The following is a 1,109-nucleotide window of genomic DNA, read 5'->3' as shown; positions in this document are numbered from 1 at the left end:
CTTCGATGACGCAACTTGGTCTTGGTCTGGATCTGTCAACGAAACGTACACGCAAACGGGAATTTCTCGATGAGATGAGGCGCGTTGTGCCATGGTCGAGGTTGATTGCGTTGATCGAACCGCACTATCCGAAGGGTAAGACTGGACGGCCGCCGTTCCCGATTGCGACGATGCTGCAGATCCACTTCATGCAGCAGTGGTTTGGTCTGTCAGACCCAGCGATGGAAGAGGCGCTTTATGACGTACCACTGTATCGCGACTTTGCGGGGCTGGACGAGGGGATGACGCGTTTGCCGGACGAGAGCACGATTCTCCGGTTCCGCCACCTGCTCGAAACGCACGGCCTGGCTGCGCAGATGCTCACGCTGGTCAATGAGATCCTGAGCGAGAAAGGCTTGATGCTTAAAACAGGGTCAGCGGTCGACGCTACCTTGATCTCCGCACCCAGCTCGACGAAGAACGGCTCCGGTACAAGAGACCCGGAAATGCACCAGACGAAGAAGGGAAATCAGTGGTACTTCGGGATGAAAGCGCATGTCGGCGTGGACGTAGAGTCGGGCCTGGTGCACACCGTCATCGGTACTGCGGCCAACGTTCACGACATCAACGCGGCCGAAGCGTTGTTGCACGGCCAGGAAACGGATGTGTACGCTGACGCCGGATATCAGGGTGTCGAAAAGCGCTGCAAGGCGAACCCGGTTCGCTGGCATATCGCGATGCGGCCCGGCAGGCGTAGACAACTGGACCTGAACGATCGTCTGGACGCGATATTCGATCAGATTGAACGCCTGAAGGCCGGCATCCGCGCCAAGGTCGAACATCCGTTCCGAGTCCTGAAACAGCAGTTTGGCTACACGAAGACCCGGTACCGGGGTTTGATGAAAAACACCGCCCAGATCACGACACTATTTGCGCTGGGCAACCTGTGGATGGCACGCAAGGCTTTGCGGAAAGCGTGAAATGCTCGGAGATTGAGGCCACAAGTATCAGCAAACAGGGGGCGTCGCGGTTCAAAGGCCAGACGACCAACCTGTCGGCCGATTCTCCTGGCTGACTCAGTTCAAGTGGTAAAAGGTCGGCGATCTGAAAACGAGTTGTGCAGACCTTCC

Annotated in this window: 1 protein-coding gene; it reads left to right on the top strand. The window is 57.3% G+C overall.

Features of this window, described 5'->3' with window-relative positions; translation table 11 throughout:
• Positions 1-5 precede the first annotated feature (5 nt).
• Entirely contained in the window at positions 6-959 is a 954-nt protein-coding gene (locus tag ABQJ48_RS37755; RefSeq protein ID WP_367842929.1) for an IS5 family transposase, read from the top strand.
• The last annotated feature ends 150 nt before the right edge of the window (positions 960-1,109 follow it).

The sequence above is a fragment of the Paraburkholderia suaedae genome (genome assembly GCF_040812055.1).
Classification (GTDB): Bacteria; Pseudomonadota; Gammaproteobacteria; order Burkholderiales; family Burkholderiaceae; genus Paraburkholderia.
This window is presented reverse-complemented; position numbering and strand designations above follow the sequence as displayed.